Raw genomic sequence first — 24,439 nt, 5'->3', positions numbered from 1 at the left:
CTGTACGCCTGAGAAGGTTAACGTCCAAACCAATGTCGTCCAATGATAGCCCGAAAGTAAGTGCCGACAGCATCCTGCGTTCCGCTAGGGCAGCAAAAGGCCGCGGTCTTCCGCCGGTTCACAGCTGGAATCCGCCCTTCTGCGGCGACCTGGACATGCGGATCGCGCGGGACGGGACATGGTTCTACCAGGGGACACCCATTGGCCGTCCGGAGATGGTGCGGCTGTTCTCGACCATCCTGCGCAGGGATGGCGATGCCTACTTTCTGGTCACCCCCGTCGAGAAGGTCGGCCTCACGGTCGAGGATGCGCCCTTCGTCGCGGTGGATTTCGAGGTCTCGCACCAGGGGCCCGACCAGGTGCTGACCTTCGTGACCAATGTCGGCGACAGCGCCGGCGCCGGGTCCGATCACCCGCTCCGCGTCACCCGCGATCCCGACACCGGAGAGCCCGCGCCCTACGTGCTGGTGCGCGACCGGCTGGAAGCGCTGATCGACCGCAAGAGCTTTTACCGGCTGGTCGAACTGGGGACCACCGAGGCACATGAGGGCGCCGACTGGTTCGGCATCCGCTCGGGCGGGCAGTTTTTCCCGATCATTCCCGCGAATGAGTTGACCGGTTCCTGAGGGCGCCTATCGTCGGAGCGTTCCTCCCGAGACGTCGTGATGCCGAGATTTGCCGCCAATCTGACCAACCTCTTCACCGAGCTGGCCCTGCCGGATCGCGTCACCGCCGCCGCCGAGGCCGGTTTCGATGCGGTCGAGGTGCAGTTTCCCTACGACAGCCCGGCGATGGAGATCCGCAATGCCCTTGGGCGCACCGGTCTGCCGCTGGTGCTGATCAACGCCCCGCCGCCGAACTACACCGGCGGCACCTCGGGTTTTGCGGCGGTGCCGGGCGGGCAGCAGCGCTTCCAGCACGATTTCCGCCGCGCGCTGCGCTATGCCCAGACCCTGAAGGCCGAGCATATCCATGTCATGTCGGGGGCCGCCTGGGGCGACCAGGCGCTGGACACCATGGTGGCGAACCTGAAATGGGCCTGCGCCCATGCGCCCGAGCAAAGCCTGACCATCGAGCCGATGAATGCCGAGGATCTGCCGGGCTATTTCATGTGCAGCTTCCGCCTGGCGATGGAGGTGCTGGAGGCGGTGGATGCGCCCAACCTCTCTCTGCAATTCGACACCTACCATGTGCACCGGATCACCGGCGACGTGCTGGCCAGCTGGACGCGTTTCGGCGCCCATGTCGGCCATGTGCAGGTGGCAGGCGTTCCCGACCAGGGTGAACCCGACGAGGGCGCAGAGATCGACTTTGCCGCCTTCTACGCGGCGCTCGGGGCCTCGGGCTACACGGGCTGGGTCGGCGCCGATTACCGCCCCCGGAGGCGCACCTCCGAGGGGCTGGGCTGGCTGGAGGCCGCCCGCGCCGCCGAAGGGCTGAAGCGGCCGGCGTGACAATCGGGCAAAGGCTGCTGACGGCAGGCTGTCAGCAGGGCTGTGCGACAAGATCCGCATCGCAACCCGAACGCAGGAGACCTGCCATGATCAGCAAGAGCGTCATCTGGACCGAGATCCCGGTCCGCCACCTGGAAACCGCCATCGACTTCTACAATGCCGTCTTCCACTGGAACACCTCGCCGATGATGATGGGGCCCGATCGCGTGGCCCCCTTCGGGCAGGGCGGTGTCGGCGGCGACCTGGTGGAGGGGCCGGTGGGCAACGGGACGGGCAATGTCATCCACCTGATGGTGCCCGATGCGCTGGAGGCCGCGCTGGCCCGCGCCGAAGCCGCCGGGGCACGGATCGACGGCCCGGTGATCGAGATCCCGCCGGGGCGCTACCGGATGATCCGCGATCCCGACGGCAACCGCATCGGCCTGTTCGAGCCCAAGGCCGCGTAAGGAGAGCTCATGCGCCGCGCAGACCGCCTGTTTCGCATCGTCCAGCATCTGCGGGGCGGTCAGCTTGTCACCGGCGCCGAGCTGGCGCAGCGGATGGAGGTCTCGCTGCGCACCATCTACCGCGACGTGGCCGACCTGATCGGCTCGGGCGTGCCGATCGAGGGCGAGGCGGGCGTGGGCTACGTGATGCGCGCGGGCTACGACCTGCCGCCGCTGATGTTCACCGCCGAGGAGATCGTGGCCCTGGTCGCGGGCGCGCGGATGATCCGGGCCTGGGGCGGCATCGGCATGGCGGCGGCGGCGGAAGAGGCGCTTTCGCGCATCGACGCGGTGCTGCCCGAGGCGGTGCGCAGCCGGGCGCAGTCCGTCTCGGTCCATGCGCCGGGCTTTGCCACCCTGCCCGAGGCGCTGCGCCACAGGCTGGACCGGATCGAGGCCGCCAGCCACGCCCGCCACCGCCTGACCCTGGCCTATGCCGATGAAAACGGCAGCCCCAGCGACCGCGTGGTGCGCCCGCTGGGGCTGTTCTTCTGGGGCAAGGTCTGGACCCTGGTGGCCTGGTGCGAGCTGCGCCAGGATTTCCGCACCTTCCGGCTGGACCGGATTGCCGAGATGACCGAAGGCCCCGTCTTTCCGCCCGATCCCGACAAGGGGCTGGCCGCCTATTATGCCCGGGAACGGCGGCTGGGGCGGATCCCCGAGGGCGCGCTGGAGCCGCGCCGGATCTAGTGGCCGATCAGCCGGGCATCGGGACAGGCCTGGCCGGGGGTCTCGATCTCGATGGTGATATGGCTCAGGCCGAACTGCTCCTGCAGGCGGGCCTTCAGCGTTGTCCGCGCCGGGCCTGCCGGATCGCCGCCCTCTTCCAGCACCACATGGGCCTCCAGCGCCACCTCGTGCTCCTGCATCCGCCACAGGTGCAGGTGGTGGACATCGCGCACGCCGTCGGTCGCACGGATCAGGCCCGCGACCTCCTCCACGGTGGGGCTCTCGGGGCTGCCCAGCATCAGCAGGCGGATCACCGGCCCGATCTCGGATCCCGCGTGCCACAGGATGTAGGCCGAGATGCCCAGGGTGACGATCGGATCCACCAGACGCCAGTCGTAGAGCAGGATCAGCACGCCACCGACGATCACCGCGACGGAGCCGAGCGCATCGGCGACGTTGTGCAGGAAGGCCGCGCGCATGTTCACCCCCTCCTTGGCGTGGCGCAGGATCAGCAGCGCGGTGCCGGTGTCGATCACCAGCGCCACGGCGGCGACCACCACCACGGTCCAGCCCTGCACCTCTTCCGGGGCGAAAAGCTTTTCGATGCCCTGGAAGCCCAGCAGCACCGCGATGGTGATCAGCGTGGTATAGTTGATCAGGGCGGCGACGACCTCGGCCCGGCCATAGCCGAAGGTCATGGAGGCATCGGCGGGGCGCCGGGCGATCCGGCGCGCCGCCCAGGCGATGACCATGGAAAGCGCGTCAGAGAGATTGTGCACCGCATCGGCGATCAGCGCCAGCGAGCCCGCGAAAAGCCCGGCGACGATCTGCACCACTGTCAGCAGGATGTTGATTGCCACCGCCCAGGCCAGCCGCCGGTCGCCGCCCAGGTCGACGTCATGGTGGTGATGATGGTGGTGCCCGTGGCCATGGGAATGGCCGTGGTGGTGGTCGTGGTCATGCGGCATCTGTTCGTTCCGGATCGGTGTCTTGCAGGAGTGTCGCACAACAGGATAGGACCTCTAGCGACTAGAGCTTCAAGAGGGAAAGTCATGTTTTCCATCGGAGAGCTGTCGCGCGCCACCGGCGTCAAGGTGCCGACGATCCGTTATTACGAGGGTGCGGGCCTGCTGGCACCGGAAGAGCGCACCGAGGGCAACCAGCGCCGCTACGGGCGCGCCGGGCTGGAACGGCTGCAGTTCATCGCCCACGGGCGCGAGCTGGGCCTGTCGCTGGAGGCGATCCGCCACCTGCTGGAGCTGAGCGACCGGGGCCGGGACTGTACCGATGCCCACCTGATCGCCCGGCGGCACCTGGAGGAGACCCGGGCGCGGATCGCCCGGTTGCAGCGGCTGGAGACGGAGCTGGCGCGGCTGTCCGAGGTCTGCGACCACGGCCCCGGCGAGCCCTGCGGGCTGATCGCGGCGCTTGGCGACCATGGGCAGTGCCTGGGGGAACACTGAGGAGGGGGGCTCTGCCCCCGCGCCTTGCGGCGCTCCCCCGAGGTATTTGGAACAAGAAAATGAAGGGGCGTCAGTGCGCCTCGGCCCAGTTGGCGCCCTGGCCCGCGTCGACCACCAGCGGCACGTCGAGATGGATCGCGGGTTCCGCGGCGTTTTCCATGACATCGCGGGCGGCCTTGATGAGGGCCTCTTCGGCGCCCTTGTCGACCTCGAAGACCAGTTCGTCATGGACCTGGAGGAGCATCTTCGCCGGGATCCCGGCGATCGCCTCGGGCATGCGGATCATGGCGCGGCGGATGATGTCGGCGGCGGTGCCCTGAATCGGCGCATTGATGGCCGCACGCTTGGCAAAGCCCGCGCGGGGGCCCTTGGCGGCGATCTCGGGCGTGTGGATCTTGCGGCCGAAGAGGGTCTGGACGAAGAGATGTTCCTGCCCGAAGGCCACCGTCTGGTCCATGTATTCGCGGATGCCGGGGAAGCGTTCGAAGTAGCGGTCGATGAAGCCCTGCGCCTCGGCCCGGGGAATGCGCAGATTGCGCGCGAGCCCGAAGCCCGAGATGCCGTAGATGACGCCGAAGTTGATCGCCTTGGCCTGGCGGCGGATCTCGGGGGTCATCTGATCGAGGGGGACGCCGAAGACCTCGGAGGCGGTGGCGGCGTGAATGTCCTGGCCCTCGTGGAAGGCCTGCTTCAGCGAATCGATCCTGGCCACATGCGCCAGGATGCGCAGTTCGATCTGGCTGTAGTCGAGCGAGACGAGGGTCTTGCCCTGATCCGCGATGAAGGCCTCGCGGATGCGGCGGCCCTCTTCGGAGCGCACGGGGATGTTCTGGACGTTCGGATCGGTCGAGGACAGGCGGCCCGTGTTGGCACCGGTCTGCAGGTAGGAGGTATGGACGCGGCCCGTGTCGGGGTTGATGTGTTCCTGAAGCGCGTCGGTATAGGTCGATTTCAGCTTCGACAGGGCGCGCCAGTCCAGCACCCGGCCCGGCAGTTCATGTTCGGTCGCCAGATCCTCGAGGATGTCGGCGCCGGTGGCATAGGCGCCGGTCTTGCCCTTCTTGCCGCCCGGCAGCGACATCTTGTCGAACAGGATTTCGCCCAGCTGCTTGGGGGAGCCGACGTTGAAGGTTTCCCCGGCCAGTTCGTGGATCTCGGCCTCGAGCCCCGCCATCTTCTGCGCGAAGGCGTTCGACATGCGCGAGAGCGTGTCGCGGTCGACCTTGATGCCGTGCATCTCCATCTCGGCCAGCACGGGGGCGAGCGGACGTTCGAGGGTCTCGTAGACGGTGGCGACCTTTTCGCGATGCAGGCGGGGTTTCAGCACCTGCCAGAGACGCAGGGTGACATCGGCATCCTCGGCCCCGTAGGCGGTGGCCTTGTCGAGGGGGACCAGATCGAAGGTGATCTGGCTTTTCCCGCTGCCCAGAAGCTCTTTCGTGGGGATCGGCACATGGCCGAGGTAGCGTTCCGATAGGGCATCCATGCCATGGGTGTGAAGCCCGGCGTTCAGCGCGTAGCTGATCAGCATGGTATCATCGAAGGGCGCGACGTCGATCCCGTAGCGTTTCAGGATCTTGGCGTCGTATTTCATGTTCTGGCCGATCTTGAGGATGCTGCCATCTTCCAGCACCGGCTTCAGCATCTTCAGCGCCGCGTCCAGCGGCATCTGGCCGGGAGCCAGGTCATCGGAGGCAAAGAGCCCCTCGCCCCCCTCGGCCTTGTGGGCCAGCGGGATGTAGCAGGCCTGCCCCGGATCGGTGGCCAGGCAGATGCCCACCAGATCGACGACCATTTCGTCAAGGCCCGTGGTCTCGGTATCGACGGCGACATAGCCGCGCTCGCGGATGCGCTCGATCCAGGCCTGCAGCGTTTCGGCATCGCTGACCATCTGGTAGCTGGCGGTGTCGATGGCGGGCTGCTCCGGGGCCTCCTGCGCGGCGGGCTGGCTGGGAGTGTCATCGATCTCAGGGGCGGCGGCGCCCATCTGCTCGGCCAGGCGTTTGGTAAGGGTGCGGAACTCCATCTCGGCCAGGAAGCCCAGCAGGACCTCGGGCTCGGGGTCCCTCACCTCCAAATCGTCGAGGGTGAAATCGAGCGGCGTATTGCAGTCGAGCTGCACGAGTTTCTTCGACAGCTCGATTTGGGCACGGTTGTCGATCAGGGTCTGGCGGCGCTTGGGCTGCTTGATCTTCTCGGCATTGTCGAGAAGCGTCTCCAGGTCGCCCCACTCGTTGATCAGCAGAGCCGCGGTCTTGATGCCGATGCCGGGGGCGCCGGGCACGTTGTCGACCGAGTCGCCGGCCAGCGCCTGCACGTCGACGACACGCTCGGGACCGACTCCGAACTTGGCCTCGACGCCCTCGTGGTCGATCCGGACGTTCTTCATCGCATCCAGCATCTCGACCCCGCCACCAACCAGCTGCATCAGGTCCTTGTCGGAGGAGATGATGGTGACACGGCCGCCGGCCTCGCGCGCCTGGCAGGCGAGGGTCGCGATGATGTCGTCAGCCTCGTAGCCCTGCAGCTCCTTGCAGGCGATGTTGAAGGCCTCGGTGGCACGGCGGGTCAGCGGGATCTGCGGGCGCAGGTCCTCGGGCATGGCCTCGCGGTTGGCCTTGTAGAGGTCGTAGAGATCATTGCGGAACGTATGCCCGGACTTGTCGAAGACGACGCAGACATGGGTCGGGGCATCAGGGCCGGTGTTGCCCTCCACGTAGCGGTGCAACATGTTGCAAAAGCCCGAGACCGCCCCGATGGGCGCCCCATCGGACTTGCGCGTCAGCGGCGGCAGCGCATGGTAGGCGCGAAAGATGAAGCCTGATCCGTCGATCAGGTGAAGATGACAGCCCTTACCGAAGCCGCTCTTGGTCTCGCTCATGTTTCGTCTCCTGTGCGCACGCGTTCCGCGTTCTGCCACGAACCGGCGCGCGCGGCCAGCAACCTTCACCAAGGGCGGCAAGCGATGAGCAGACTGTGACCGGACCAGGGGCGCTGCCCCTCTGCCACCCGTTCCGGGTGGCATTCACCCCGGGATATTTTCGGCCAGATGATGAAGAGCAGGTTTCCCTGTCATCTGGCCGAAAATATCCCGGGGGAGACGCTCCGCAGGAGCGGCGGGGGCAGAGCCCCCTGCCCGGCAACCGAAGGGATCAGGCCTCGGCGGTATCCGCCTTGCTGCCCTTCAGGATGTACTTGGCATCGCAATAGCCGCATTCGACGAAACCGGTGTCCTCGGGGATATGCAGCCAGACGCGCGGGTGGCCCAAGGCCCCCTCGCCACCGTCACAGGCAATCTTGGAGCTTTCCACGATCTTGGTTTCAGGCGCTTTGATCGGCATCCGCAGTCCCTCGTCTGATCATGGCCCCGGGGGGCCGTCACTTCGGCATAGCTTGAAACCGTCGCCCCCCGCAAGCCGGGGCGCGACGCAGGGGCAGCTTCAGCCCACCCGTTGCAGCATAGGGCCAAGCGGGCGACCGGCCAGGATATGCAGGTGGAAATGCGGCACTTCCTGGCCGCCATGGAGCCCCGCGTTGGAGATGAACCGCGCCCCTTCCGACGTCGCGGAGGACACGCCCGTCATCTCGCAGACCTTGGCGACGGCCCGGGTGAAATCGAGGATCTCGGCATCCGAGGCCTCGGCGCAGAAGTGGTCGTAGGTCACGTAGGCGCCTTTCGGGATCACCAGCACATGCGCCGGGGCCTGCGGCTGGATATCCGCGAAGGCCAGCGTGTGCTCGGTTTCCAGGACCGTCTTGTTGGGGATCTCTCCGCGCAGGATCTTCGCGAAAATGTTCTGATCGTCGTAATCGTAGGCCATCGGGCACCTCAATCCAGGAACAGGTGGGGCAGAGACAGGATCTCTTGTGCCTCGTCATGGGATACCGAGAGGAATTCGGCAAGGGCAGCCGCGTTTTCCGCCTCTCCCGCGGCCTCGCGCAGCCGCCCCAGGCCGGCAAAGCCCGCGTCGCGGATGCGGTCGCCTTCATGGAGGATGTCATTGCGGATCGCCGGCAGCAGCTGCGCCAGCGTCTCGGGGGGCGTGGCCTCGGTCGCGAGGCCGACGCGACGGGCATGGCCGGCCAGGTAGGCCTCGGAAAAGCTGCACTCGATCTCCAGCAACGGCGTGCGCGCCCGGTCCGAGCAGAAATCGTGCAGCAGATCGATTCCGGAGGGATCCATGCACAGCACCAGCCGGTGGCTGCGGTGATGATCGAAGAGCATCCGCAGCAGCGCCCTGCGGTGGCGGCTGCGCTTTTCCAGGCGCCCCTGAAGGCCGCCCAGATCGGGCAGCGGACAGTCGGCCTCGTCGAACAGGTATTCGACCACCGGCAGGCCGGTGCGGCCCCGGATGCGTTCGACCAGGCGCTTGGCCACGTGCCATTTCTTGCAGATCACGATCATCAGCTCGCGCTCCCGCCCGAGGGAGCTTTCGGTTTCCCAGACGCGGGGCGCGAAGCGTCGACCGACCCGGCCCCGGCCGGTCAGGAATTGATAGAGCGGGCGCCCCTCGTCCGAGACCCGGAAGCGCATCCCCCGCGCCGCGTAGAGATCGCCCAGCCGGGCCTTCAGCTGCCGCGCTTCCGGAGAGATCTTGCGCGCGAACAGGTAATCCTGGTTCAGCAGCAGCCCGTAATGGTCGTTGTAGAAGGTCACCGGCATCCCGTAATCGCTGAACATCAGGAAGGTCAGCGGGCGGCGGCGGATTTCGCCATCGGGGACCAGGTGCGGCACCAGGGTCTGGAAGAAGGTTTCGTCCGGGATCCAGGTGCCGCGGAAGAAGCGCAGCACCGCGGGGCGGGCGCGGCAGAAGGCCAGGATCGCCTCGATCGTGGCGCGCCGGAGGCACCACCACTGGGAACCGATCATGATCCGCAGATCCGCCGGCACCGCCCGGGTCAGCCCCAGCCGCCGCTGCAGCGCCAGCGTGGCATAGAAAAGCCGGCGCGCGCTGCGTTCGTTGAACGGGTGACGGTAGATCAGCCGTTCCTCGCGCAGGCCGGTCTTGATCCAGCCGGACGTGAAGAAATCGAAGCTTTCGATATAGTCCACCTCTTCCCGGTCGAGGGTGTCGTGAACATATTCGGCGGTCTTGATCGCCATGCAATCGCCCGAGAGCATGTAGAAATGCGTGGCCTTCGGAAAGGCGGCCACGGCGCTTTGCACGGCGTAGAGCGTCGCCTGCACCAGCGACCATTCCCCCCAGCCGCATTTCGCCCGTTTCCAGGCGAAGACGACGTTCGGGTTGTCCTTCAGCGCCGCACGGATCCTGCGGTAATCGCCGGGCGCGGCGCGGCCATCGAAATGGATCGCCATGTAGTCGCCGACCGCCGTCAGGCGGCGCGCCTGTTCGATGACCCCCTCCGGATCCTTGTGGCACAGCAGTATGAACGCGATTCTCGCCATGTGCCTCGGCTTCCCTCCCGGCCCCCAAGGTCTGACGTCAAAATGCTACCCAAGGCTGAACGCGGGGCAGATCTTTGCTCTTCGGAAAAGATTTCCCGCCTAGGATCGGGGGATCACGGTTCGGAGGCATGACGATGGGGTTCCCGGGAACCTGGATGACGGAAAGCGGCAGCGTGCTCTACCGGGTGGTCCCGAAATGCGCCTGCTCGACCATCGGGCAGATCCTGTATCATTCCGACCATGGCCGGTTCTACGAGGGCGATATTCACGACGCCACCGAGGGGCTGCACAAATGGGCGCAGGCGGCCAGCCAGCCGGTGATCGAGGCCGCCGTGCGCGACCGCAGCGCCCCGGCCTTCACCTGCGTCCGCAACCCCTATACCCGCCTGCTGTCTAGCTTTTTCGACAAGGTCTGCGGCATCCAGCGCAACGGCAACCGCTACCGCGGCAATCTGGTGCCGCTGCTGATCCAGAAATACGGGATCGAGGTCGGCGGGCCGGACGGCAAGGAGGCATTCGACCAGATACGCAGCTTCCGCCGCTTCCTGCTGTTTGTCCGCGATACCATCCGCTGGCGCCGCCCGATGGAGCCCGACATCCACTGGTCGGCCATGTCGGGTCATGTCGGCACCTTCATCGCCAATGGCGGGCGCTACGATTCGATTTTCTGGACCGAAGATTTCAACACCGGGATGCAGGCCGTCCTGGACCGGATCGCGCCCCCGGTGCCGGTGGATCTGGCCCAGATCCCCCGCTTCAACGAAAGCGAGGGCCACGGCCCGAAGCGCGCCCACCCGGTGGAGGCCTATTTCGACGACCTCTCGATGCATCTGGTCTACGAGATCTACAAGCGCGACTTTCAGCTGTTCCGCTACGATTTCGAGAACCCTGCCAACAAGTTGCCCGTCGGAGAGATCGATCTGGACGAGGTGCACGCCAAGCTGGGCGACTGATTCAGAGCCCGAGATAGCCGTGCAATGCGCGCTCCAGCCGGGGGCGCAGAGCGGGCAGATCCCCGGCGGACAGGCTGGTGTCGATCAGCGCCCGGGTGATCGCGGCCAGATCGCGGGCGGCGGTCTGCGGATCGGCAACGCCCTGCGCCGCAAGCAGCGCGGCCACGGCCCCGGTGATGCGACGATCCAGCGCCGCGGTCTCTGCCGCCAGCGGCAACGGGGCCTCCAGCGCCTCAAGCGCGGCGATTCGGGCGGGGCGCGCCAGGTGATGGGCCAGCACCACATCCAGGAGGCGTGCCACCGCCTGCGGCAGCGGCAGGGTACGGACCTCTAGACAGGTGCGTTCCAGATCCGTCAGCAGGGCGGCACGGGTGGCGCGGATCAACTCGGCCAGAATCGCGGCCCGCCCCGGGAAGTACTGGTAGAGCGACCCGATGGAGACTCCGGCCAGCTCGGCCACGGCATTGGTGGTCACCGCCTCTGGCCCGCCGCGTTCCAGAAGGCGAGCGGCGGCTTCCAGCACCGCGTCGCAGGTCGCTTTCGCCCGGGCCTGCCGGGGCGTTTTCCGAGTCGTAACAGCGGCTTGCGGTATCGGATGCGGCTCCATCAGCCCCTTCCCGGAATGCGAGTGGCCTGCCGGGCCGCCCTGCGCGACCCTTGGCGCCAGAGTGACCCACCCAGAGGATCCGCACAATGACCCAGACCTATTTCCTGCTGCTGACCGCCCTGCCCGCCTTCCTGGCGATCCCCCGCACGCGCCGCGACGCCGCCGCCTGGGAGGCCGTCGCCGCCTCCGGGCTGACCGGCGTGCGCTTCTTCGACGCCGAGGCCTTCTCGGCCCGCTGTTCCGACGTGATGATGGTCGAGGGCATGACGCCCGAGGCTTTCCATCGCGCCATCGAGCATCTGCGCGACGGCCCCGTCTTCACCACGCCCTGGTTCCGCCTGGAAGATGTGGTGGTCACACTGGAAAATGGCCACCAGATGATGCGTTCCTCCTGAGCCTTTCGGACAGGAGGGCGCAAAGAAAAGGCCCTGCCGGCAGGCCGGCAGGGCAAGGCGTGCAGCGCGGTCCCCCGGAGGGACCGCAGCACAGGCGGATCATGTCAGGAAAGCCGGAGGCTCAGCTCATCTCCGAACGGATCTGCTGGCGCAGCAGGTCGATCGGGACGTGCTTGCCGTCCTTCTTGAAGCACCAGTAGGTCCAGCCGTTGCAGGAGGGCGCGCCCTCAAGCTTGGCACCCACCTGGTGGATGGAGCCCTTCACATCGGCGCCGACCAGCGTGCCGTCGGCGCGCACCTTGGCCTTGTGGCGCCCGTTCATGGACCACAGTTCCTCGCCGGGGCGCAGCAGGCCGCGTTCGACCAGCTGGCCGAAGGGCACACGCGGCTCGGCACGTTTCGCGGTGCTGACGGCCAGCGCCTCGTTGTCGAACTTGCGGACCTGGGCGATGCGCTTTTCGGCGACCTTGCGATAGGCCTCCTCGCGCTCGATCCCGATGAAGTCGCGGCCCAGCATCTTGGCGACGGCGCCGGTGGTGCCGGTGCCGAAGAACGGGTCCAGCACGACATCGCCGGGGTTGGTCGATCCCACCAGAACGCGGTGCAGCAGCGATTGCGGCTTCTGCGTCGGATGCGCCTTGTCGCCGTTTTCATCCTTCAGGCGCTCGCCGCCGTTGCAGATCGGCAGCACCCAGTCCGAGCGCATCTGCGTGCCCTCGTTCAGCGCCTTCAGGGCCTCGTAGTTGAAGGTGTACTTCGCCTTCTCGGATTTCGAGGCCCAGATCATCGTCTCATGGGCATTGGTCAGACGCTTGCCGCGGAAATTCGGCATCGGGTTCGACTTGCGCCAGACCACGTCGTTCAGGATCCAGTAGCCTTCGTTCTGCAGAGCGGCGCCGACACGGAAGATGTTGTGGTAGGAGCCGATCACCCAGATCGCCCCGTTGGGCTTGAGCAGCCGGCGCGCGGCGCGCAGCCAGTCGCGGGTGAAGCGGTCGTAGGCCTCGAAACTGGCGAACTGGTCCCACTCGTCGTCGACAGCATCGACCTTGGAGTTGTCGGGACGGTGCAGATCGCCGCGAAGCTGCAGGTTGTAGGGCGGGTCGGCAAAGATCAGATCGACCGAATTCTCCGGGAGGGAATTCATCACCTCCACGCAGTCTCCGGACAAAATGCTATTCAGTGGGAGCATGTTAGCCCCCCTTACAGGTTTTCTGATCATCTGCTCTGCCTCGACTACGGCGCGGTTTTTTATGCGCTCGTCTTGAGATCACAAAATGAGTCAAAGCGGATTCGCCGTCAATTTGTTTATTTGATTGAGGGTTTTAGTTTTGCTCTCGACACAAGATACTGCGCACGGGGGCGAAGGATCGCCTATGGTGTGGGGTCACACCGAGGTCTTGTAGCGCCTGCTTGTGGGTCGGGGTCGGGTAACCGGCGTTCCGCTCCCAGCCGTAGCCGGGATAGTGTTGCGCCAAGTCCCGCATGACCTGATCCCGGGCGATTTTCGCCACGATCGAGGCCGCACCGATCGACAGGACCCGCGCATCGCCCTTCACGATGGCCCGAGCCGGAAGGGTCAGCGCCTTCGGGATGCGGTTGCCGTCCACCAGCACGAAATCGGCCTTGCGGGCCAGGCCCTCGATGGCGCGGCACATCGCCAGATGGCTGGCCTGCAGGATGTTGATCTCGTCGATCTCGGCCACGCTGGCCTGTGCGACCGAGACCCAGTGCTCGGCGCAGAGCTGTTCGTAGATCTCCTCGCGGCGCCTTTCGGTCAGGCGCTTGGAATCGTCGATCCCGGCGGGGATGCGCGCCGGATCCAGAATCACGGCGGCGGCGGTCACGGGGCCGGCAAGCGGGCCACGCCCGACCTCGTCGACACCGGCGACATGGGCGTAGCCCTCGGCGAAAAGGGCGGTCTCGTGGGTGAAGTCGGGAACGGGTCTGTCGGTCATGACAGCGGTTTGAGCAGAGCCGGAAAGCCTGCGCAAGAGGGGTGAGGAGGGCCTGGGGACGCCCCCCTCACCGACCCGGCCGGGAAGACCCGGCGGGGCTGTCCGCGCCCGGCCCGAAGGGGCGATTCAGCGGGCCCGGGCACGGAAGACGGGATCAGTGATCATGCCAGTCACGGCGCCCATCGCGATGGTCGTCGCGCCAGTCGCGCCGGTTGTCGCGGTGATCGTCGCGCCAGTAACGGGGATCGTGGCGGTCATCGCGGAACCGGTCCGGCACCCGGCGCGGATCGGGGCGGAAATCGCGCGGCAGCGGGCGCACGGCCATCGGCTGGGGATGGGCGCGCGGCGGCTCGACCCGATAGACGCGGCGGTCGCGGTCGCGGTGCTTGTTCTCGTTCACCAGGGCGGAACCGATGATCGCCAGGGCGGTCGCGCCCACGATGACCTTCGCCATGTCGGGGTTCTGCTGGGCGGCCGCCGGGGTGGCGGTGGCCATGCCCAGGGCCAGGACGGCAGCGGCGGTGCCGGCCACGAGGCGGCGGGGGAAGCGTGCATTCAGGGTCATGTAGATGTCCTCTTCGGGGGCTGGGGCACCTGGGGGCGGGGCGGCGATTCTGCCGGGACCCGGGGGGCGCCTTGACTGAGGGCCAACCTGTGCCTCACCCCCCTGCCGGGCAATATCAGCCCCCTGCTATCGGATAACATGAGCGGAAAAGCCCCTGTTTACATGGCTGTTATCGCATATCACCGGCGGGAAGCCGCCGTGTTATTGCCTGACGCCCACACTGTCTCCAGAGTAACCGCATGAGACCGATCCGTACCCTCACAGGGCCGCTCCTCGCGGTTCTGACCCTGCTGGCCCTGGCCGTACCGGCCAGCGCCCAGGCCACCTGCTATGCCGATTTCAAGGCCAAGCGTGACAAACCCTACGAGCTGATCTACGGCGTCATGCAGGTCTCTGCCTGTTCCAGGGACCAGGTGAAGGGCGACGTGCGCAAGCGCCTTGCGAAGGCGGGCTTCGACCTGCTCAATATCGTCTCCGTCTTCGACGACAGCGGACTCGACAGCAGGAAAGCCAATGCCGGACCCTATTATCTTCGCTTCTGACCTGCGCCGCTCGGGCACCCGGGCGGTGGCCATCGGCCTGGCCGCCGTGGTCGGGATCCTGGCGCTGGCCGCGGTCTTCCTGTTCCTGAACCTGCCCGATGCCGGCGCCTTCAATGCCCAGGTCGAGCAGATCTTCGTCGACAACGACCTGACCACCCAGGCCGAGGTCAAGCTGCTGAACATCCTTGCGCTCTCGGGAACGGCGTTTTCGGAAACCCTCAGCTCCTACCGGATCGTGATCTTCGTGCTGCTGGTGTTCTCGGCGGCGCTGCTGCTGGCCGCCCTCGGCGCGATTGTCATGCTGGTGATGCTGAACCGGCGCATGGCGCAGATCGAACGCGCCGGGATCGAGGTGAATTCCCTGATGATCTCGCGCGAGGAAAAGACCGTCTATCTCAACAACCTCGGCTTCAAGCTGACCGATGCGGCGCTGGAAACCCTGTCCGTGCTGGCCGAGGCCCGGCTGGACGATGAGGTCCTCTCGGGCGCGCAGATCGAATCCGTGATCTCCGGCAAGGCCGAAACCGATTGCGAGGAAGCTGCCGGCGCCACCCGTATCAAGCGGCTGCGCGACACGCTGGGCAACCAGATCGTCTCGGAGCTGCTGGTCAAGAACATCGCCCGGCGCGGCTATGTGCTTTCGGTCGGCAAGGACGTGATCCGGATGCTCTGAGGGGGGCTTGCCATCCCGGCCCCGCCCACGGATCCTGCGGCGAAAAGGGGGCCTGCATGACCAAGACCATCGATCTCAACTCCGACCTGGGCGAGGCCTACGGCCCCTGGGCCATGGGCGACGACGCCGCGATGCTGGATATCGTCAATTCCGCCAATATCGCCTGCGGCGGCCACGCCAGCGATCCCGACACGATGCTGGCCAGCCTCCGGCTCTGCGTCGAAAAGGGCGTCAGCATCGGGGCCCACCCGGGCTATGCCGATCCGCTGGGCTTCGGGCGCCGGGTGATCCCGATGACGCCGGCGCAGATCACCGCCATGACGGCGGCGCAGATCGGCACGCTCGGCGGCATCGCCGCCCTGGCGGGCGCCCGGGTCAGCTACGTGAAACCCCATGGCGCGCTCAACAACTTCGCCTGCGTCAATCGCCCCGCCGCCGATGCCATCGCCGCCGCCATCCGCGCCCAGCCCGGCAACCTGGCGCTGCTCGCGGTCTCGGGAACGGAGCTGGAAAGCGCGGGCCGCGCCGCCGGCATCCCCACCTTCTCGGAAATCTTCGCCGACCGCGGCTACACGCCCGAAGGTCTCCTCGTGCCCCGGGGCACCCCGGGCGCGATGATCCACGACCCGGCCGAAGCCGCCGCACGCATCCTGCAGTTCCTCGACACCGGCCTGATGCCCACGGTGGGCGGCGATCCCGTTCCCCTGGCCGCCCGCTCGATCTGCGTGCATGGCGACAGCACGACCGCCGTCGCCATGGCCCGGGACCTGCGCGCGCACCTCACCGCCGCCGGCATCTCCCTCACCGCCTTCGCCTGAGCCATTTTCTTGTTCCAAATACCTTCGGGGGGATGAATTGCGTCGCCAGACGCAAGAAGGGGGGCCGACGGCCCCCCTTCCCTTTTCCCGAAGGCGTCGCCCCTCAGCTCGGCGACATGCCCCGCAGCTTCTCGCTGCGCCGGCGCAGCAGCTCTACCGTGGTCAGCAGCAGGATCGAGATCGCCACCAGGATCGTCGCCACCGCCAGGATCGTCGGAGAGATCTGCTCGCGCAGCCCTGTGAACATCTGCCAGGGCAGCGTCTTCTGGCCCGCACTGCCCACGAACAGCACCACCACCACCTCGTCGAACGAGGTGATGAAGGCGAACAGCGCCCCCGAGATCACGCCGGGCAGGATCAGCGGCATCTGCACCTTGAAGAAGGTGGTGACCGGGTTTGCCCCCATGTTCGCCGCCGCCCGCACCAGGCTGCGGTCGAAGCCCACCAGCGTCGCCGTCACGGTGATGATCACGAAGGGAATGCCAAGCGCCGCATGGGCCAGCACGACGCCCCAGTAGGTCCCCTGCAGCCCGATGCGCGAGTAGAAGAAATACATCCCCGCCGCCGAGATGATCAGCGGCACGATCATCGGAGAGATCAGGATCGCCATGATCCACTGGCGGAACGGCACATGCGGCTGCGACAGGCCGATCGCCGCCAGCGTGCCGAAGCCCACCGCCAGGATCGTCGCCACCGGCGCGATCCGCACCGAGTTCCACAGCGCCCCCTGCCAGTCGGAGCTGGTGAAGAAGTCGCGGTAGTGCTTCAGAGAATAGCCCGCCGGATCGAAATGCAGCATGGCGGGCGTGAAGGTGAAGAAGTTCTCGGCGTTGAAGGACAGCGGGATGACCACCAGGATCGGGGTGATCAGGAACACCAGGATGGCACCGACGATGGTGCGGAAGGCATAGTGCCACAGCACCTGGCCGGGGGTCAGGTAGGGCGGCAGCGCCGTGCGGTAGCGCCCCGAGGCCAGCCAGAAGGTGACATGCCCGAAGAAGTAGCCGAACAGCAGCCCCAGCACCGCGCCGGGGATGCCGCTGAACAGCGCCCCCGCCACGGTGAACAGAACCAGGAAGGCCCATTTGGCGGTCTTCTCCTGGCCGCGCATGGTCTGCACCGCCAGGAAGCTGAGCACGAACATCAGCACGGCGCCCGCGATCACGCCCAGCGGGCCCGAGCCAGAGGCGGTGCCGATGAACAGCCCGAAGAAGGCGCCGAACCCGGCCGCGCAGCCGGCGGCGAAGGTGGCAGAGGTCGGTTTTGCGATGGTAACGGCCATGATGCCCTCCTCAGCCCAGCTTCACGTTGTCGATGCCGACGATGCGGTCGTAGGCCCAGTAGAGCAGCAGCACGATGACCAGCAGGATGGCCCCCAAAGCCGCGCCCAGCCCCCAGTTCAGCGAACTCGAGATGTGATAGGCGATCCGGTTCGAAATGAAGGTGCCGGTGGTGCCGCCGACGATTTCCGGCGTGATGTAGTAGCCGATGGCCAGGATGAACACGAGGATCGAGCCCGCCCCGATGCCCGGCACCGACTGCGGGAAGTAGACCCGCCAGAACGCCGTCCAGTTGGTGGCCCCCAGCGATTTCGCCGCGCGCAGGTAGCTGGGCGGGATGCCCTGCATCACCGAATAGAGCGGCAGGATCATGAAAGGCAGCAGGATGTGGGTCATGGCCACGATGGTACCGAACTGGTTGTTGATCATCACCAGGCGATGCCCGTCATCGACCATCCCCAGCCAGACCAGCACGTCGTTGATGACGCCCTGCTGCTGCAACATGATCTTCCAGGCCGATGTCCGCACCAGAAGCGAGGTCCAGAACGGCAACAGCACCAGGATCATCAGCAGGTTGGCCTTGGCGGCCGGCAGGTTCGCCAGCAGCCAGGCCACCGGATAGCCCAGCACGATGCAGGAGAAGGTGATCACCAGCGACATGAACAGCGTGCGCTTGAACAGCATGATGTAGATCTGCTGGTCCTCGTCGCGCTGCTTGATCCCGTCAGGGGTCAGCTGCAGGTCGATGGCGTTCAGGAAGTAGCCCGAGGTGTACTTGGGGCTGTAGGTCTGGATCGTCGCCCAGATGTCCGGGTCGATCCACTTCTTGTCCATCTTGGCGAAGAAGTCCTTCAGGCTTTCCACCGGGATCTGCCCCAGATCGGCCTTGGTGGTCTTCAGCAGGTCGGCGCCGGGGCCATCATAGCCCGACACGTCGGCCTTCTGAAGGTCCAGCACCAGGCCCACGTAGACGGATTCCCAGGGGTCTTCCTTGGCGACATCCTTGCCGTCGACCAGCCCGGTATAGACCGCGAAATCGGTATAGGCGCGGGTCATGTCCGGCAGCAGCTTGGCCACCGCCTCGGAGGGGGCAAAGCCCAGGTCGCCGGCGGTTTCGGCGCCGGTCAACTTGTGGATCGCGGTGCGGCTGTGATCGACGACGGCGGTGTCGGGCGTACCCTGGCCCTGCATCAGGCTGTAGACGAAGGCCCCGTCATCCCAGCGTTTGTCGATCTTCTTCAGCGCCTTGAGGTAATCCTTGCCCAGATCGTCCAGCTTGCGCCCGGAAGAGCGGAACATCGAGGAAACGCCGGTGTCCTCGTAGTTCAGCCGGGTGCCCAGGCGGGTATGCTGCTTGGCCTCGGAGGCCGCGAACATGTCGAAGTAGAAATCCTCGAACACCGCCTCGGAGGGCGGCTGTCCGGTGGTGTGGTCCCAGCTTTTCAGCTCCGCGGTGGTGCTGGGCAGCGTGTTCGAGACGATGTCGTTCTCGACCGAGCGGAACAGCATGTCCGCGATCGGCGCGATGAAGGTCACGAGGACGAAGATCAGCAGCGGCGCGATCAGCGCCAGCGCCCGCAACTTCTGGCGCCGCAGCGCCCGGTTGAGGCTGCGCTTGAGCGGCCGGCCGTCGGCCGCCAGCATCGGGCCACTGGCCTTCTCCTCGGGCGGGGTGCCGCCCATCGGACCGTTCTGGGTCGTGTCGGTCATATCGTCCCTGTCGGTTCTTGTCTGTTGTCATGGACTTCCGTCATGGCGCGGAAGCCTCCCCTATTGGCGGGGCGGGCCAAGAGATCGGCCCGCCCCCGTGTCAGCCGGTCAGGACCGGATCACTTGGCCAGCCAGGCCTGGAACTTCGCGTCGATGTCGTCGCGGTAGTCCGCCCAGAACTCGTAGTTGTAGAGCAGGGTATTCTTGGCGTTTTCCGGATCGGTCGGCATGTGCTGCTTCATGTTCTCCGGAACCAGCGGCGCGGAGGATTTGCGGGCCGGACCGTAGGAGATGTACTTGGCCTGGTCGGCCAGACGCTGGGTGTCGGTGCCGAACTTCAGGAAGTCCTCGACGGCCTTCAGGCGATCCTCGGGCAGGCCGGCGGGAATGATCCAGCCGTCAAGGTCGAAGACCTGCATGTCCCACAGCATACCCACGGGCTGATGCTGATCCTCGATCACCGAGTAGAGGCGACCGTTGTAGGTGGAGCCCATGAAGACTTCGCCATCGGCCAGCAGCTGCGGCGTGTCGGCGCCGGCGTTCCACCAGACGACATCGCTCTTGATGGTGTCGAGCTTCTTGAGTGCACGTTCCTGCCCCTCGTCGGTGGCCAGGACGTCGTAGATGTCATCCTTGGCAACGCCGTCGCAGTAGAGCGCCCATTCCATGTTGTTGATCGGACGCTTCTCAAGCGCGCGCTTGCCCGGGTACTTCTGCAGGTCGAACAGGTCGCAGATCGAGGAGGGCGGATCTTCGCCTTCCGGAACCATGTCGGTGCGGTAGCCCACGGCGGTCGAGTAGACGATCTGCGGGATGAAGCAGTCGGACACGATCATGTCGCCGAAGTCTTCCGAGGCCGGGGTGCCATCGGGCGCCGGCGCCAGCAGTTCGTCGGGATCGTATTCCATCGCCAGGCCTTCGTCGCACAGGCGGATGGCGTCCGCGGCGACCACGTCCACCAGGTCCCAGGTGATGTTGCCGGCTTCGTTCATGGCGCGCAGCTTGGCGACGGCCTCGGCCGAGGATTCATCCCAGGTGACGGAGACATCGGGATGCTCTTTCACGTAGGGCTCAACATAGGCCTTCAGCTGCGAGTTCTGGTAAGCACCACCCCAGGACACGAAGGTCAGGTCCATGGCGCTGGCTCCTCCCGCAAGCAGCGCAAGCGCCGTCCCTGCGAGCAGCGTTTTGGTCAGTTGCATGTCATACTCCCTTTGCGCCCGGTTGCTTGGTGATAGGATCCCGCGTTACGGGCGGAACGTTCAGGATCTCTGGGCCGCGCGCCGCGCCTGTCCGGGGCGCCGCGCGCAGCAAAGGCGATCAGGCGTCAAGCGCCCGGCAGTCATCCGGAAGCCAGCCGATCTCGACCGTCTCGCCCTTTTTCAGGCGGACCTGGTCCGGCGCGTTCCGGGTTTTCACCACGAAATCGTTGTTGCCCGCGACCCGCAGGCGGGTGCGGAAGATGTCGCCCATGTAGATGAACTCCAGCACCTCGGCCTTCAGAAGGTGTGCGCCCTCCTGAAGACGGTCCTTGTTCATCTCGACCCGCTCGGGGCGGATCGACACGCGGGTGCGCTGCCCCGGCTCGGAGACGTTGACGGGGCGCGCCGCGATGATCTCTCCGCCGTCCAGCTGCACGGTGCAGCTGCGCGGGCCGGTGATCTCTTTCACGGTGCCTTCCAGGGTGTTGTTCTCGCCGATGAACTGGGCAACGAAGCTGTTTTCCGGCTCTTCGTAAAGGATGTCGGGCGGCGCCAGCTGCTGGATGCGACCGTCGTTGAACACGGCGACCCGGTCCGACATGGTCAGCGCCTCGGTCTGGTCGTGGGTCACGTAGACCGTGGTGATCCCCAGATCATGGGCCAGGCGGGTGATCTCGAACTGCATGTGCTCGCGCAGCTGCTTGTCGAGCGCGCCGAGCGGTTCGTCCATCAGCACCAGCTCGGGTTCGAACACCAGGGCGCGGGCCAGGGCGATCCGCTGCTGCTGGCCGCCCGAAAGCTGGGTCGGACGGCGCCCCGCGAAGGCCCCCATTTGCACCATGTCGAGCGCGCGCTTGATCTTCGCCTCGCGGTCGGACTTGCCCATCTTGCGCACTTCCAGCGGGAACGAGAGGTTCTCGGCCACGGTCATGTGCGGGAACAGCGCGTAGTTCTGGAACACCATGCCGATGCCGCGCTTGTGCGGCGGGATGTTGTTGATGCTGACGCCGTCCAGCTTGATCTCGCCATGGGTGGCGGTCTCGAACCCCGCGAGCATCATCAGGCAGGTCGTCTTGCCGGACCCCGACGGGCCCAGCATGGTCAGGAATTCCCCCTTCGGCATCGAAAGGTTGAGGTCCTTCACGACCAGCGCCTCACCGTCGTAGCTTTTCTGCACGCGTTCGAAGGCGACAAACGCCTCGCTTTCGGATGTTGCTGCCAATTCCGGCTCCCCGTTTTCGTTTTTTCTTCGCGGAAAGTTGTCCCCGCGTTAGGCTTGTCGGCAGGGCGCCCGTCTACGGCGCCTCAGCCCGTCTCGTTCGCGTCTCAGCCTGCGCATTCACGAGCGGAAGCCAATCATATGATGGCCTACAGTCGCAATCTGTCACCGATGAACTGGGTTCGTGATCAGATTTTGATCATTGTTGACGTAGCTTCACATCCCAGCATTCAGATGGAAACCCCATTTTTTCACTTAAATTCCCCAAGCCATGTTGCTACGGGATCGCTGCTCAGCCGTTAAGCGCCGGGCTGCGGGCCAGTTCGCAAGGATCGTGAAACTGGTCGCTTTCCGCCAATTCACTTGCGGGTGTGCTCGGGCCTGAATAGCGTTCAGGTATGAAGGGATGAGTTTTTCATGACAGAAGACAAGGCAGACCCCACGCGCGAGGGCCGTGTCGCGCGCCGCCAGAAGCGCAATCGTGCCGCCCTGATTCGTGCCGCCAGCGATGTCATGTCCGAAAAGGGAATCGACGCCGCGACCATGCTGGAGATCGCCGACCGCGCCGACATGGGCGCCGGGACCGTCTACAACTACTTCCGCTCCAAGGACGAGCTGGCGGTCGCCGTGCTGGAGGAGATCATGCAGGATCTGGCGCTGCGTGTCGAACAGGCCGGAGAGGAGATCGACGACCCGGCACAGGTCTACGCGATGATGCTGGCCTGCGTGCTGGAAACCGCCATCTCCGACCCGCGCTGGCGCCAGCTGCTGGAGCGGTCGGGGATCGTCGCCGATGCCATGGCGCAGCGGATCGGCCCCTTCGCCATCGACCTGCTGAAGCGCGGCGGGGCGCGGGGCCGGTTCTGGTCCGGCGATGCCCGGCTGAGCTGGCAGATGACCACCCATGCCATCGTCGGCGTGGCGCTTTCGGCGCTGCGCGCCGGGGCCGCCCCCGAGAGCCTGCCCGCCGCCACGCTGCGGCTTTTGTGCCTGGCCGGCCTGTCCCGCCAGGACGCCGCAGAGCTGCTGGCCCGTCCCCGCCCCGACCTGCCGCCCGAGGAGGCGCTGCGCAGCCTCGAGGCCGAACGATAGGGCATCCGGCAGGGCCGAAATCCCACACCCCCGGCCAAGTTCCCGGGCGCGCCTTCCGGGCCTGCCGGGCCCATGCTACCCTTGCGGCATCTCTTGATCGGAATGCCCATGGACGATGCCCCGCCTCCGGACCCGGCTGCCCCGCCGTCCTGCCTTGATGCAGAGCCCCTCGCCAGCCAGCGCGAGCGGGCCGAGCTTCGGGCGGCACTGGTTGCCCTGCGGGGCGGAAGCTTCGACATGGGCGCCGCCGTCACGGCGCAGGGCGGGGCCACCGACGCGCCGCTGCAACGGGTCCGCCTGTCTCCCTTCCGGATCTCCGCCACCGCCGTGACCCGGGCCGAATTCGCCCGGTTCGTCGCCGCAACCGGCCATCGCACCACCGCCGAGACCCGCGGCTGGAGCCTGGTCTTCCAGCTGTTCCTGTCCCATCCCGAACGGCATCGCCACCTCCTGCCGCGCCAGCCCTGGTGGCGCTGCGTCGCCGGCGCCTGCTGGCGCGACCCTCATGGCCCCGGCGCCCCGCCCGGGGGCGGCGACGACCACCCGGTGACTCATGTCAGCCATGCCGATGCGCTGGCCTACTGCCGCTGGGCCGGGCTGCGCCTGCCCACCGAGGCAGAGTGGGAATTCGCCGCGCGCGGCGGGCTGAAGCGGCGCGCCTTTCCATGGGGCAACCCGATGATGCCCGGCGGACTGCACCGGATGAACACCTGGCAGGGCGACTTCCCGGTGCGCAACAGCGGGCTCGACGGCCATGTCGGCACGGCGCCGGTCACCGCCTATCCGCCGAACGGCTACGGGCTTTTCAACATGACCGGCAATGTCTGGGAATGGATCCGCGATCCCTATGCGCCCCGGCCCGAGCCGCGCCGCCAGCCGCTGCGCGACCCGGAGGGCCCCGAACGGGCGGAACGCCAGGTGATCCGCGGCGGCTCCTTCCTGTGCCACCTCAGCCATGACGCCCGCTACCATGTCCATGATCGCGGCGCCGAGATACCGGCAACGACCCGGGGCGATCTGGGCTTTCGCGTCTCCGCCCCGATCTGAGCCTCGGCAGGCCTAGAACAGGCCCTGCTCCTTGGCGATCAGCGCCGCCTGGGTGCGGTTTGCCGCCCCGATCTTGCGATAGAGCGTCTTCACGTGCAGTTTCACCGTCGGCTCGCTGACGTCGAGGTCGCGGGCGATCTGCTTGTTCGACTTGCCGACACTCAGCCCCTGCAGCACCTCAAGCTCGCGTTGCGAGAGTTTCTGCGCCAGCGGATGCAGAGAGACATCCTCCTGCGCCTTCATGAATTCCAGCGGCGCGTACTGCTCGCCCATGTCCATGAACCGCACGGCATTCACCAGCGAGCGCGCCGAGAGCGACTTCGGCAGGAAACCCGCCGCACCGGCGGCCAGCGCTTCCTCGGCGACCTCGCGGTTCGCCACGCCCGAGATGATCGCGACCCGATGTGGCCCCGGCAGGTCCAGCATCCGCCGCAGCCCCTCAAGGCCGTTCATCCCCGGCATCTGGTAATCCAGCAGGACCACGTTGAACCCCGGCGGCTCGGCCGCCAGCACGAGGGCATCATCCAGCGTCGCGACCGCACGGGTCTCGATGCCCTTCTCCCCCTCAAGGAAGAGGTTCAGAGTGTCCCTGAGAAGTTCATGATCATCCGCTAGTAGTACTCTCAACCGCTCACGCCACCTGATATTGGGTGTTGGCCCCCTGGCCCCCACCACCGTTCAACCTTTCGAAACCGCGCTTCATCGTGAAGACGGCCACCTGTATCCCGATATCCCGGTGGGCTGTCCCCGCAGCCTTCCCCAAGGGTACCCTTAGCAGGTCGCGTCCTGGCGGTATACAGCTTGGCGGCGAACCCTACCCGATCGGATGTGTTGTATCTCCCAATGGATATATTCACAGGGTCTTCCCAAGGGAAGGGCCTAGCGCAACTTGATGTGCAG

At 66.4% G+C, this 24,439-nt stretch carries 26 protein-coding genes; 12 read left to right on the top strand and 14 right to left on the bottom strand.

What is annotated here, in order from left to right:
• The first annotated feature begins 32 nt into the window (after positions 1 to 32).
• From KM176_RS09160 to KM176_RS09145, 4 genes are all read left to right on the top strand, one after another.
• Positions 33 to 626 carry a DUF1285 domain-containing protein gene (locus KM176_RS09160; protein ID WP_160891092.1) on the top strand — a complete coding sequence of 198 codons (594 nt, stop codon included), beginning with the start codon at positions 33 to 35 and terminating at the stop codon, positions 624 to 626.
• Between the two features lie 39 nt (positions 627 to 665).
• Positions 666 to 1,454 carry a hydroxypyruvate isomerase family protein gene (locus KM176_RS09155; RefSeq protein WP_160891093.1) on the top strand — a complete coding sequence of 263 codons (789 nt, stop codon included), beginning with the start codon at positions 666 to 668 and terminating at the stop codon, positions 1,452 to 1,454.
• A gap of 86 nt (positions 1,455 to 1,540) precedes the next feature.
• Entirely contained in the window at positions 1,541 to 1,900 is a 360-nt protein-coding gene (locus KM176_RS09150; protein WP_160891094.1) for a VOC family protein, read from the top strand.
• 9 nt (positions 1,901 to 1,909) lie between these two features.
• Positions 1,910 to 2,629, top strand: a complete 720-nt coding sequence (locus KM176_RS09145; protein WP_160891095.1) for a helix-turn-helix transcriptional regulator — start codon at positions 1,910 to 1,912, stop codon at positions 2,627 to 2,629.
• Here the strand turns inward: KM176_RS09145 and KM176_RS09140 are convergent.
• Entirely contained in the window at positions 2,626 to 3,576 is a 951-nt protein-coding gene (locus tag KM176_RS09140) for a cation diffusion facilitator family transporter (RefSeq protein ID WP_160891096.1), read from the bottom strand. The two genes, KM176_RS09145 and KM176_RS09140, sit on opposite strands and share 4 nt — an antisense overlap.
• 84 nt (positions 3,577 to 3,660) lie before the next feature.
• Here KM176_RS09140 and KM176_RS09135 point away from each other — a divergent pair, with 84 nt between their 5' ends.
• Positions 3,661 to 4,071: a MerR family transcriptional regulator gene (locus KM176_RS09135; RefSeq protein WP_160891097.1), complete on the top strand. Its 411-nt coding sequence runs from the start codon at positions 3,661 to 3,663 to the stop codon at positions 4,069 to 4,071.
• A gap of 70 nt (positions 4,072 to 4,141) precedes the next feature.
• Here the strand turns inward: KM176_RS09135 and polA are convergent, their stop codons facing one another.
• From polA to KM176_RS09115, 4 genes are all read right to left on the bottom strand, one after another.
• The gene (gene polA / locus KM176_RS09130; protein WP_160891098.1) at positions 4,142 to 6,952 is read right to left on the bottom strand and encodes a DNA polymerase I; all 2,811 of its coding nucleotides are present in this window, start codon (positions 6,950 to 6,952) and stop codon (positions 4,142 to 4,144) included.
• A 271-nt stretch (positions 6,953 to 7,223) separates the two neighbouring features.
• Positions 7,224 to 7,412, bottom strand: a complete 189-nt coding sequence (locus tag KM176_RS09125; protein WP_160891099.1) for a zinc-finger domain-containing protein — start codon at positions 7,410 to 7,412, stop codon at positions 7,224 to 7,226.
• Between the two features lie 99 nt (positions 7,413 to 7,511).
• Positions 7,512 to 7,892 (bottom strand): HIT domain-containing protein, encoded by a 381-nt coding sequence (locus KM176_RS09120; protein WP_160891100.1) that lies wholly within the window; start codon positions 7,890 to 7,892, stop codon positions 7,512 to 7,514.
• An 8-nt stretch (positions 7,893 to 7,900) separates the two neighbouring features.
• Positions 7,901 to 9,478 carry a DUF5928 domain-containing protein gene (locus KM176_RS09115; RefSeq protein WP_160891101.1) on the bottom strand — a complete coding sequence of 526 codons (1,578 nt, stop codon included), beginning with the start codon at positions 9,476 to 9,478 and terminating at the stop codon, positions 7,901 to 7,903.
• A 134-nt stretch (positions 9,479 to 9,612) separates the two neighbouring features.
• On the opposite strand from KM176_RS09115, the gene KM176_RS09110 reads away from it, so the two are divergent.
• Positions 9,613 to 10,431 carry a sulfotransferase family protein gene (locus KM176_RS09110; RefSeq protein WP_160891294.1) on the top strand — a complete coding sequence of 273 codons (819 nt, stop codon included), beginning with the start codon at positions 9,613 to 9,615 and terminating at the stop codon, positions 10,429 to 10,431.
• Between the two features lies 1 nt (position 10,432).
• Here KM176_RS09110 and KM176_RS09105 read toward each other — a convergent pair whose 3' ends face one another.
• Positions 10,433 to 10,954 (bottom strand): TetR/AcrR family transcriptional regulator, encoded by a 522-nt coding sequence (locus tag KM176_RS09105; protein WP_160891102.1) that lies wholly within the window; start codon positions 10,952 to 10,954, stop codon positions 10,433 to 10,435.
• Between the two features lie 170 nt (positions 10,955 to 11,124).
• On the opposite strand from KM176_RS09105, the gene KM176_RS09100 reads away from it, so the two are divergent.
• Complete coding sequence (locus tag KM176_RS09100) at positions 11,125 to 11,433, top strand: darcynin family protein (RefSeq protein WP_160891103.1); 309 nt, start codon at positions 11,125 to 11,127, stop codon at positions 11,431 to 11,433.
• A gap of 121 nt (positions 11,434 to 11,554) precedes the next feature.
• Here KM176_RS09100 and KM176_RS09095 read toward each other — a convergent pair whose 3' ends face one another.
• From KM176_RS09095 to KM176_RS09085, 3 genes are all read right to left on the bottom strand, one after another.
• A complete protein-coding gene (locus tag KM176_RS09095; RefSeq protein ID WP_202397671.1) occupies positions 11,555 to 12,655 on the bottom strand; it encodes a site-specific DNA-methyltransferase in 1,101 nt (366 codons plus the stop codon).
• Between the two features lie 103 nt (positions 12,656 to 12,758).
• Entirely contained in the window at positions 12,759 to 13,391 is a 633-nt protein-coding gene (locus KM176_RS09090; protein WP_160891104.1) for a ribonuclease HII, read from the bottom strand.
• A 154-nt stretch (positions 13,392 to 13,545) separates the two neighbouring features.
• Positions 13,546 to 13,956: a hypothetical protein gene (locus tag KM176_RS09085; RefSeq protein ID WP_160891105.1), complete on the bottom strand. Its 411-nt coding sequence runs from the start codon at positions 13,954 to 13,956 to the stop codon at positions 13,546 to 13,548.
• A 239-nt stretch (positions 13,957 to 14,195) separates the two neighbouring features.
• On the opposite strand from KM176_RS09085, the gene KM176_RS09080 reads away from it, so the two are divergent.
• Genes KM176_RS09080 through KM176_RS09070 form a run of 3 tightly spaced genes read left to right on the top strand, consistent with a single transcriptional unit; the run spans position 14,196 to position 15,989 of the window.
• Positions 14,196 to 14,498 carry a hypothetical protein gene (locus tag KM176_RS09080; RefSeq protein ID WP_160891106.1) on the top strand — a complete coding sequence of 101 codons (303 nt, stop codon included), beginning with the start codon at positions 14,196 to 14,198 and terminating at the stop codon, positions 14,496 to 14,498.
• A complete protein-coding gene (locus tag KM176_RS09075; RefSeq protein WP_160891107.1) occupies positions 14,470 to 15,171 on the top strand; it encodes a hypothetical protein in 702 nt (233 codons plus the stop codon). Before KM176_RS09080 ends, KM176_RS09075 begins: the two co-directional genes overlap by 29 nt.
• A 56-nt stretch (positions 15,172 to 15,227) precedes the next feature.
• Entirely contained in the window at positions 15,228 to 15,989 is a 762-nt protein-coding gene (locus KM176_RS09070) for a LamB/YcsF family protein (RefSeq protein ID WP_160891108.1), read from the top strand.
• 103 nt (positions 15,990 to 16,092) lie between these two features.
• Here the strand turns inward: KM176_RS09070 and KM176_RS09065 are convergent, their stop codons facing one another.
• From KM176_RS09065 to KM176_RS09050, 4 genes are all read right to left on the bottom strand, one after another.
• Complete coding sequence (locus tag KM176_RS09065; RefSeq protein ID WP_160891109.1) at positions 16,093 to 17,271, bottom strand: ABC transporter permease; 1,179 nt, start codon at positions 17,269 to 17,271, stop codon at positions 16,093 to 16,095.
• Positions 17,272 to 17,281: 10 nt separating this feature from the next.
• Complete coding sequence (locus KM176_RS09060) at positions 17,282 to 18,979, bottom strand: ABC transporter permease (RefSeq protein ID WP_236045235.1); 1,698 nt, start codon at positions 18,977 to 18,979, stop codon at positions 17,282 to 17,284.
• Between the two features lie 119 nt (positions 18,980 to 19,098).
• Complete coding sequence (locus KM176_RS09055; RefSeq protein ID WP_160891110.1) at positions 19,099 to 20,181, bottom strand: extracellular solute-binding protein; 1,083 nt, start codon at positions 20,179 to 20,181, stop codon at positions 19,099 to 19,101.
• Positions 20,182 to 20,299: 118 nt separating this feature from the next.
• Positions 20,300 to 21,403 (bottom strand): ABC transporter ATP-binding protein, encoded by a 1,104-nt coding sequence (locus tag KM176_RS09050; protein ID WP_160891111.1) that lies wholly within the window; start codon positions 21,401 to 21,403, stop codon positions 20,300 to 20,302.
• Positions 21,404 to 21,817: 414 nt separating this feature from the next.
• On the opposite strand from KM176_RS09050, the gene KM176_RS09045 reads away from it, so the two are divergent.
• Positions 21,818 to 22,492, top strand: a complete 675-nt coding sequence (locus KM176_RS09045; protein WP_160891112.1) for a TetR/AcrR family transcriptional regulator — start codon at positions 21,818 to 21,820, stop codon at positions 22,490 to 22,492.
• A 108-nt stretch (positions 22,493 to 22,600) separates the two neighbouring features.
• Positions 22,601 to 23,539 (top strand): formylglycine-generating enzyme family protein, encoded by a 939-nt coding sequence (locus KM176_RS09040; RefSeq protein WP_160891113.1) that lies wholly within the window; start codon positions 22,601 to 22,603, stop codon positions 23,537 to 23,539.
• Positions 23,540 to 23,551: 12 nt separating this feature from the next.
• On the opposite strand, the gene KM176_RS09035 is transcribed toward KM176_RS09040, so the two are convergent.
• The gene (locus KM176_RS09035; RefSeq protein WP_160891114.1) at positions 23,552 to 24,166 is read right to left on the bottom strand and encodes a response regulator transcription factor; all 615 of its coding nucleotides are present in this window, start codon (positions 24,164 to 24,166) and stop codon (positions 23,552 to 23,554) included.
• Between the last annotated feature and the right edge of the window lie 273 nt (positions 24,167 to 24,439).

It is taken from the genome of Pseudooceanicola endophyticus, assembly GCF_018760365.1.
Taxonomy (GTDB): domain Bacteria; phylum Pseudomonadota; class Alphaproteobacteria; order Rhodobacterales; family Rhodobacteraceae; genus Pseudooceanicola; species Pseudooceanicola endophyticus.
The sequence above is the reverse complement of the archived record's forward strand: the minus strand, read 5'-3'. Positions and strand labels throughout refer to the sequence as shown.